This is a genomic window from Actinosynnema sp. NPDC023658 (genome assembly GCF_040639995.1).
GTDB lineage: Bacteria > Actinomycetota > Actinomycetes > Mycobacteriales > Pseudonocardiaceae > Actinosynnema.
Map to the genome: position 1 here is coordinate 1 of NZ_JBFAAX010000235.1, position 2,812 is coordinate 2,812.

Annotated in this window: 2 protein-coding genes; both read left to right on the forward strand. The window is 71.7% G+C overall.

The genetic code is table 11. From position 1 onward, the window contains the following. Positions 1–1,872, forward strand: a 1,872-nt coding sequence (locus tag AB0G02_RS21930) for an amino acid adenylation domain-containing protein (RefSeq protein ID WP_360797292.1), incomplete at its 5' end; no start/stop codon positions are given. Positions 1,873–1,972: 100 nt separating this feature from the next. Beyond that, on the forward strand, positions 1,973–2,761 hold the full coding sequence (locus AB0G02_RS21935; protein ID WP_360797294.1) for a serine protease: 789 nt from the start codon (positions 1,973–1,975) through the stop codon (positions 2,759–2,761). Positions 2,762–2,812 lie beyond the last annotated feature (51 nt).

Sequence of the window (2,812 nt, forward strand, 5' to 3'; positions counted from 1 at the left end):
TTCATCAACACCATGCCGGTGCGGGTCCGCGTCGAGGGGGCCGAGCCGGTCGCGGACTGGCTGCGCGCGCTGCAGGACGCCCAGGCCGAGTCGCGGCGGTTCGAGCACGTGCCGCTGACCGACATCCAGTCCTGGAGCGAGGTCGACCGCGGCACGGGCCTGTTCGACAGCGTGGTGGTGTTCGAGAACTACCCGATCGAGCTGGCCGAGGACATGGGCCTGCGCGAGCTGTCCGCCGTGGAGACCACCAGCTTCCCGCTCAGCGCCACCGTGTACCCGAACGAACGGCTCGGCGTGCTGCTCGGCTACGAGCCGGCGATGTTCGACGCGGCCACGGTCGAACGGCTGGGCGACAGGCTGCACCGGCTGCTGGTCGGCCTGGTCGCGGACCCCGACCGGCCGGTGGCCGAGGTGCCGTGGCTGTCCGAGGACGAGATCCGCCAGGTGATCTTCGACTGGAACGGCACGATGGTCAGCGAGCCGACCGCGACGATCCCGGAGCTGTTCGCGGACCAAGCGGCCCGCACCCCCGACGCCGTCGCCGTGACGTGCGAGGGCGAGCACCTGACCTACCGGGAGCTGGACGAGCGGACCAACCGGCTGGCCCACCACCTGGTGGGGCTCGGCGCCGGGCCGGAGCGGATCGTCGCCCTGCGGTTCCCGCGCTCGCTCGACCAGGTGGTCGCGGTGCTGGGGGTGCTCAAGTCGGGGGCGGCCTACCTGCCGCTCGACCCGGCCTACCCCGAGGACCGGATCACGGCCACGGTGGAGGACGCCCGGCCGGTCGCCACGCTCTCGGAGCTGCCCGACCTCACCGGCCTGCCCGGCACGCCCCCGGCGCCGGCGCTGCGCCCGGACCACGCGGCGTACGTGATCTACACCTCCGGCTCGACCGGGCGGCCCAAGGGCGTGGTGATCCCGCACGGCAACGTGGTGCGGCTGTTCTCGGCCACCGACCACTGGTTCCACCTCGGCCCCGACGACGTGGTGTCGATGTTCCACAGCTACGCCTTCGACGTGTCGGTGTTCGAGCTGTGGGCGGCGCTGCTGCACGGCGGCCGGCTGGTGGTCGTGCCGCACGCGGTGTCCCGCTCGCCGCGCGACTTCGCCCGGCTGCTGGCCGACGAGGGCGTGACGATCCTGAGCCAGACCCCGTCGGCGTTCTACCAGCTCATCCCGGAGAAGCCGACCGGCCTCGCGCTCCGCTGCGTGATCTTCGCCGGCGAGGCGCTGGAGCTGCGGAAGCTGGAGGGCTGGGACGGTCCCGGCGCGCTGATCAACATGTACGGCATCACCGAGACCACCGTGCACGTCACCTACACCGAGGCCGACGGCAGCATCGGCGTGGCGATGCCGGACCTGCGGATCTACGTGCTGGACGAGGACCTCAACCCCGTGCCGCCGAACGTCCCCGGCGAGATGTACGTGTCCGGGCCCGGCCTGGCCCGCGGCTACCTCAACCGGCCGGGCCTGACCGCGTCCCGGTTCGTCGCGGACCCGTTCGGGCCACCCGGTTCCCGCATGTACCGCAGCGGTGACCTGGCCCGGTGGGAGGACGGCGTGCTGCACTACCTGGGCCGCGCCGACCAGCAGGTCAAGGTCCGCGGGTTCCGGATCGAACTGGGCGAAGTGGAATCCGTGCTCGCCGCGCATCCCGCGGTCGCCCAGGTCGTTGTACTGGCCAACGAGCAACGCTTGGTGGCGTACTTCGTGCCGGACAAGCCGACTACGGCATCGGAGCTGCGCGACCATGTGGTCGGGCAGGACCCTGGCCGTGTGGTCACGTTCGTGGAGGCGGGTGCGGGACCGGTTGTTTCCGGGCCGATTCACGCGGATGTCATCCGTGTGACGGGTGTCACTCGTCAACTGTGAAGCTCCGGGGAGCCCCCGAAAGACGGTTGTCGCTTTCGTCGTCTTGGTCCTAGCTGGAGGTGCGCCCGCACAGGGGCGTCCCTGCGCTGAGAGGACCGTCATGGCGAAAACCCTGCATCGCCTGATCACCGCGCTGGCCGCGGCCGTGGCCGCGATCGGCCTGATGACCGTCGCGCCCGCGTCGGCCGAGACCTCGGACACCGGTGTGTCGCCGTTCGTCGTCGGCGGCACCCGCGTGTCCACCAGCACCTACCCGTGGGTGGTGTACCTGGCCACCAGCACCGGCGGCCAGTTCTGCGGCGGCACGCTGGTCAAGGCCAACAAGGTGGTCACCGCCGCGCACTGCGTGAGCGGCCGGAGCGCGTCGAGCACCCGCGTGGTGCACGGCCGCGACGACAAGCAGAGCACGGCCGGCACCGTGGCCACGGTGAGCTCCATCTGGGTCCACCCCAGCTACCGGACCGCCAGCTCCGGCAACGACGTCGCGGTGCTCACCCTGGGCACCAGCATCAGCTCCACCTACCTGCCGCTGGCGACCCCGTCCGACACCGCGCTGTACGCGGAGGGCACCAGCGCCCGGATCTACGGCTGGGGCACCACGTCCTCCGGCGGCTCGGCCTCGCGCTACCTGCTCGGCGCGACCGTGCCGGTGACCTCCGACGCGACCTGCCGCACGGCCTACTCCAACTACAGCAGCACCGCGATGGTGTGCGCCGGCTACCCGCAGGGCGGCACCGACACCTGCCAGGGCGACTCGGGCGGTCCGCTCGTCGCGGGCGGCAAGCTCATCGGCGCCACCTCGTTCGGTCGTGGCTGCGCGCTCGCCGGTTACCCGGGCGTGTACTCGCGGATCGCGACCTACTACTCCGTGATCACCGCGCAGCTGTAGAGCCGTGCGACGTGCCCACGACCGGGAGCCTTCCCGGTCGTGGGGACCCGC

What these genes read in the sequence shown, in the direction of transcription:
- AB0G02_RS21935 (WP_360797294.1), top strand. Translation starts at nt 1,973, where the DNA reads ATGGCGAAAACCCTGCATCGCCTGATCACCGCGCTGGCCGCGGCCGTG.